The 5908-nt window shown below is 62.9% G+C and carries 4 protein-coding genes; 1 reads left to right on the top strand and 3 read right to left on the bottom strand.

Annotated features, from left to right (window positions below; genetic code table 11):
- Nucleotides 1-95 precede the first annotated feature (95 nt).
- The 3 genes from ACLCGK_RS33330 to ACLCGK_RS33320 all read right to left on the bottom strand — a co-directional run bounded on the left by ACLCGK_RS33330 (nucleotide 96) and on the right by ACLCGK_RS33320 (nucleotide 4108).
- Nucleotides 96-2519 carry a TonB-dependent siderophore receptor gene (locus ACLCGK_RS33330; RefSeq protein WP_410953728.1) on the bottom strand — a complete coding sequence of 808 codons (2424 nt, stop codon included), beginning with the start codon at nucleotides 2517-2519 and terminating at the stop codon, nucleotides 96-98.
- 108 nt (nucleotides 2520-2627) lie between these two features.
- On the bottom strand, nucleotides 2628-3590 hold the full coding sequence (locus ACLCGK_RS33325) for a FecR family protein (RefSeq protein ID WP_410953727.1): 963 nt from the start codon (nucleotides 3588-3590) through the stop codon (nucleotides 2628-2630).
- 20 nt (nucleotides 3591-3610) lie between these two features.
- Nucleotides 3611-4108: a sigma-70 family RNA polymerase sigma factor gene (locus tag ACLCGK_RS33320; RefSeq protein ID WP_013971037.1), complete on the bottom strand. Its 498-nt coding sequence runs from the start codon at nucleotides 4106-4108 to the stop codon at nucleotides 3611-3613.
- A 554-nt stretch (nucleotides 4109-4662) separates the two neighbouring features.
- On the opposite strand from ACLCGK_RS33320, the gene ACLCGK_RS33315 reads away from it, so the two are divergent.
- Nucleotides 4663-5826, top strand: a complete 1164-nt coding sequence (locus tag ACLCGK_RS33315; RefSeq protein ID WP_015269027.1) for a type III PLP-dependent enzyme — start codon at nucleotides 4663-4665, stop codon at nucleotides 5824-5826.
- The last annotated feature ends 82 nt before the right edge of the window (nucleotides 5827-5908 follow it).

Below are 5908 nucleotides of genomic sequence, written 5' to 3'. Positions count from 1 at the left end.
GCGGGCTTGCCCGCTCCCACGGGGATACCACAATCCTCCAGGCCTGCGCGGTACCTGTGGGAGTGGGCAAGCCCGCGAAGAGGACCACACAAATGTCAGAACCCTACACTGGCCTGCACATAGAAGGTCCGCGGCTCACCCACATAGATGCCGGCATTGTTGTCGCTGGAGCGGGTGAAGTACTGCTTGTCGAACAGGTTCTTCACCCCCGCCGCCAGCTTCAGGTTGGACATCTGGGGCCCGAACTCATACCCGCCACGGGCATGCCAGGTCACATAACCCGGGATATCGCCAAACTGCCCGTCCGCACTCGGCTCGGTGATGTAGTCGCCGTTGAAGCTGCCATCGGCATTGATCCCGGTACCCGGCGCGCGCTGCTTGGATTGGGCGTAGGCATCCAGGTTCCAGGTCCAGTGATTGACCGCGTAACGCACGCCGGCAGTGGCCACCTGGCGTGAATAGAACGGCAGGTCACGGCCCTCGAAGCCAGGAATGTCCCCTTCATAAGTAGCGCGGGTATAGGTGTAGCCGCCGCTCACCGACAGCCCTTCCAGGCGCGGGTCCAGACCGTCCAGGTCATAGCGCACCGAGGCCTCGATACCCTGGTGCTTGGTCGCGCCGAGGTTGGTCCAGCCCACATCGTTGCTGATGTACTGCAGTTCGTCATCGAAGTCGATGTAGAACGCCGTCAGCTCACCAGCAAAGCCGCCATTGTCATAGCGGGTACCGATTTCGTAGGTCTTGGCCTTTTCCGGCTCCAGGCCATTGGCCGTGCTGTTGCCAGTACCACCCTGGCCCAGCTGGAAGTACTGCAGGCTGCCGAACGAGGTCTCGTAGTTGGCGAACAACTTCCACGCATCGGAGATGTGGTACATCACGCTCAGCGCCGGCAGTGGCTCGTTGCTGGTGATGCTGCGTTTCTTCTCTGGCACCGGCTGGCCGTTGGCACCGAGCACCGGGCGGTCGCGCCAGTCGGTGTTGATATGCTCGAAGCGGATACCTGGGGTGATGGTCCAGTTACCCACGTCGATCTTGTCGTCGATGTAGTAGGCACTGGCCTCGGTACCACCGCTGCGGTCCTGGAACACATGGCCATCGGAGCCCGGGACGGGCGTCGGCACGTTGTCGATCAGCGCCAGGCGGGTCGACTGCTCACGCATCGCTTCCTTCAGGTAGCGGTAGCCCACGCTGACTTCCTGGGTGGTCGGGCCGGCGAAGAAGATCCGCGACAGCCGTGGTTCGATGGCAAAGGTGTGGTAGTTGCGCGGGTACGACGACAGGGTCTTCATGTCGCGCGAGGCAATGGAGCTGCCGCGGAAGCTGTCGGTGTAGTAGGTCAGCACTTCGAACTGGGTGGCGTCGTCAAGCTGCCGCTGCCACTTGAACGACACGTCCTTGCGCCGGCCGGCGAAGTAGTCGTAGTCGCGCAGCGACTGGTACGGGTTGCTGTCGTACTGCGCCTGGGTCAGGCCGCCAGGCATGTCGGCACGGCCGTCGTAGTAGTGGAAGTTGAGCCAGAACTCGTCAACGTCGGTCGGTGCCCAGTGGGTCTTGAGGATAACGTCGTCGATGTCGTTGCCATTGTTGCTTTCACGGTAGCCGTTGCCATTCACCCCGGTGTACAGCAGCGCCACGCCCATGCCGTTGTCCGCGGTGCCGCCGACGAAGGCGGACTCGGTGTGCTTCCAGCCGCCATGCTGGGAGGTTTCCAGGGTGGTGGACAGCTCGGCCGAGGGCTTCTCGGGGATTGCCCGGGTAACGAAGTTGATCACCCCACCGACGTTCTGCGGGCCATAACGCACGGAACCGGCGCCACGCACCACGTCGATGCTGTCGAGGTTGCCCGAGGAAATCGGCGCCATCGACAGTTGCGGCTGGCCATAGGGAGCGAAGGCCGCCGGAATGCCGTCGATCAGCACCGTGGAGCGTGGCGACAGGCGCGAAGTCAGGCCGCGAACGCCCACGTTCAGCGACAGGTCGCTGCCGCCGGTACCGTTGGAGTCCTGCACCTGAACGCCGGGGATGCCGCGCAGCACGTCACGCACGTTCATTGCGCCCTTTTCCACCATCGCTTCGCGGCGCACCACGGTGCGCGCGCCGGGGTGGTTCTGCACCACGCTCTGCTGGGCATCGCCCAGCCAGTCACCCACCACCTTGACGTCGGTGGGCGCCAGCTCCAGGCTGCCGGTGGTGAGGGTGCCATCGGCCTGGGCGGGCTTGACCACCACGGTGCCCTGGGACATCTCGTAGGTCAGGCCGCTGCCTTGCAACAACTGCTGCAGCGCCTGCTCGGGCGCCAGCTGGCCGGACACCGCCGGGGCCTGCTTGCCGGCCACCAGTTCGGGGCTGAAGAACAGCTGCAGGTTGGTCTGCTGGCCCAGTTGGTTCAGCGCCGATGCCAAGGATTGGGCCTGAATCTGAATAGTGGCGTCTGCGGCCTGGCTGTTGACGGCCACGGAGCTGACCGCCAGGGCCAGTGCCAGGGCGCGGAAGCGTGGGAAGGGATTGTTGTTGTTCACGTCGTCGAAACTTCCTGGAATACGGAATAAACGCCAACCGCATGCAAATGGAAATGCTTGGCAGTTGCAGCTGGCGGGGAAGACGAACGAGCGGAAAAAAACCTGAATCTATTTCGCGATTATTTCGCGCGAGCCATCTTCATGGGCCTTGATGGCCACTGGCAGGATGCTCGGCAAGGCACGCAGCAGCGCATCGGTGTCGTCGGTGCTGAAGGTGCTGGACAGCCGCAGCTGGGCGACTTTGCCGGGGGCGACCCACAGCGGCTGGCTACGGTAGCGCGAGGCTTCGGCCACCACCTCGGCCAGGGTGGCGTTGTCGAACACCAGCCTGCCTTGGCGCCAGGCAGTCAGGGCGCCGGTATTCACCGCATAGGGCGCCGCCACCTGGCCTTGTGCATCTATATGCGAGCCCTGGCCCGCCGTGAGCTGCGCCAGCGAGGCGTCCTTGCCCTGCACACGCACCGAGCCCTGCTCCACCGCCACGCGGGTGCTGGCCGGGTCCATGCGGACGTCGAAACGAGTACCGGTGACAGTCACGCTGCCCTGGGCGGTGTCGACCACGAACGGCCTGTCACTGTCGTGGGCGACAGTGAACATCACCTCACCCGCCATCAGCCGGACATGCCGCTGGCCGGCGCTGAAAGCGACCTGCACTTGCGTGCTGCCGTTGAGCTCAAGGTGCGAACCATCCGGCAGTTCGACCTGGCGGCGTTCGTTGAAGGCGGTCTGCAAGCTGCCCTGGTGATTCAGTTGCTGGTAGTGCCAGCCGCCCCAGCCCAGGCCCAACGCCAGTGCGGCCACGCTGGCGGCCAAGGCCTGGCGCACGAAGCGCCGACGTGGCAACTGGCGTACCGGTGCCGGCTGGCACAGCGCTTCCAGGCGCTGGCGCGGGATGAAGTCGGCGGCCTGCCACAGGCGGGCGAGCTGCTGGTACTCATCACGGTGCCGTGCATCGCCTTCCAGCCAGGCGTGCAGCTGCGCCTGCAGCCCGGCATCGCGAGGTGCATCCTGCACCCGGGCGAACCACGCGGCCGCCTGCTCGCGGACGGTATCGGTACCGTGCTGTTTCATCGAAAAGGTCTCCTGACTCATCATGCCGACACATCCAGGTGCTCGCGCAGATGCCGGAGCGTGCGGATCATATACTTTTCGACCATGTTCTTGCTCAACCCCATGCGCTCGGCGATCTCGGCCTGGGTCAGCCCTTCGAGCTTCTGCCAGATGAACACCTGTCGGCAATTGAGCGGCAGTTCGGCCAGCGCCCGCTCGACACTGTCGGCCAGCTCCAGCGCATGCACGTAGGCCTCGGGGTCGCCACTGCCGGCCACGCCTTCGTCGAAGGCTTCCAGCTCCAGGGCCTGGCGGCGGTCCTCGCGCCGGAAACCATCCACGGCAATATTGCGTGCGGTCTGGTGCAGGTAGGCGCGTGGCTGCTCGACCTGCTCGCGCGGGTTTTCCAGTACCCGGACAAAGGCATCGTGGGTGAGGTCCTCGGCCTGCTGTCGACTGCGCAACTTGCGCGTCCAGGTGCCGATCAGCTCATGGTAGTGGTCGAGGAAGCCTTTGGGTCCGGACACGGTCGGGGTCATCAGGGAGGCAGACAAGGGTGCGAATAGTAATGTTTCTCATCAATGGCGGCAATTCCGCCAGTCGGTAACAAAAAATTTATCGTCTTTTTCATGCACGGCAGTGCCAGGGAAATGTGGCCATAAATATGAACACCTGAGGCCCCTTCGCGGGCACGCCCGCTCCCACAGGAACCGCGAGATGCCTGTGGGAGCGGGCGTCCCCCTCCGAGGAACCCCCCCCCCCAAAAGAAAGAGGGGGGTCCCTGGGGGAGCGGGCGTGCCCGCGAAGGAGCCAGCGCGTTCCATTCCACTATTTTTTACGCTTGAAACACTCCGGGGAACATCAGCCGGTCACATGGGTCGGTTATTCAAATGGCAGGTCGTCGATCCGCGCCGATCACGCCCGGATTGCCTGTTGATTCTGCATTCTTCACGCCCTAAAGTGCGCGCCGAACGTCCATGCTGGAAACGATCCATCCGGCTCAAGTACTGAGTAGGCGAACCAAAGTGGGGATACGGAGGACGTTCAGTTTGCAGCCACTTAAATTTTCAGTTTGCCCATGGAGTCCCTGAGCATGTCGATCCAGGTCGAAGACTATTTCGCGCGTGACACCTTCCAGAAAATGAAGGCGTTTGCCGACAAGCAGGAAACCCCGTTCGTACTCATCGATACCCAGATGATCAGCCAGGCCTACGACGACCTGCGCGCTGGTTTCGAATTCGCCAAGGTGTACTACGCGGTCAAGGCCAACCCGGCCGTGGAAATCATCGACCTGCTCAAAGAGAAAGGTTCGAGCTTCGACATCGCCTCGATCTACGAGCTGGACAAGGTGCTGGGTCGCGGCGTCAGCGCCGACCGTATCAGCTACGGCAACACCATCAAGAAGTCCAAGGACATCCGCTACTTCTACGAGAAGGGCGTGCGCCTGTATGCCACCGACTCGGAAGCCGACCTGCGCAACATCGCCAAGGCCGCACCGGGTTCGAAGGTGTACGTGCGTATTCTCACCGAAGGCTCGACCACCGCCGACTGGCCGCTGTCGCGTAAATTCGGCTGCCAGACCGACATGGCCATGGACCTGCTGATTCTCGCCCGCGACCTGGGCCTGGTGCCTTACGGCATTTCCTTCCATGTCGGCTCGCAACAGCGCGACATCAGCGTGTGGGACGCCGCCATCGCCAAGGTCAAGGTGATCTTCGAGCGCCTGAAGGAAGAAGACGGCATCGAGCTGAAGCTGATCAACATGGGTGGCGGCTTCCCGGCCAACTACATCACCCGGACCAACAGCCTGGAAACCTACGCCGAAGAGATCATCCGCTTCCTGAAGGAAGACTTCGGTGACGACCTGCCGGAAATCATCCTCGAGCCGGGCCGTTCGCTGATTGCCAACGCCGGTATCCTGGTCAGCGAAGTGGTACTGGTTGCACGCAAGTCGCGTACCGCCGTCGAGCGCTGGATCTACACCGACGTGGGCAAGTTCTCCGGCCTGATCGAAACCATGGACGAGTCCATCAAGTTCCCGATCTGGACCGAGAAGAAAGGCGAGACCGAAGAAGTGGTCATCGCCGGCCCGACCTGCGACAGCGCCGACATCATGTACGAGCACTACAAGTACGGCCTGCCGCTGAACCTGGCCATCGGTGACCGCCTGTACTGGCTGTCGACCGGCGCCTACACCACCAGCTACAGCGCAGTGGAATTCAACGGCTTCCCGCCGCTGAAGGCTTACTACCTGTAAAGCAAAACGGGGCCGAAAGGCCCCGTTTTCATTTGTGCTTTCCGCCCTCAGGCCTGTGCAACTCCCTGTAGGAGCAGCCTTG

The organism is Pseudomonas sp. S1(2024) (assembly GCF_046557535.1).
This window is presented reverse-complemented; position numbering and strand designations above follow the sequence as displayed.

Excerpts from the sequence above, each read along its gene's own strand:
- ACLCGK_RS33315 (WP_015269027.1), top strand. The coding sequence starts at position 4,663 with ATGTCGATCCAGGTCGAAGACTATTTCGCGCGTGACACCTTCCAGAAA.
- ACLCGK_RS33320 (WP_013971037.1), bottom strand. The coding sequence starts at position 4,108 with ATGACCCCGACCGTGTCCGGACCCAAAGGCTTCCTCGACCACTACCAT.
- ACLCGK_RS33325 (WP_410953727.1), bottom strand. The coding sequence starts at position 3,590 with ATGAAACAGCACGGTACCGATACCGTCCGCGAGCAGGCGGCCGCGTGG.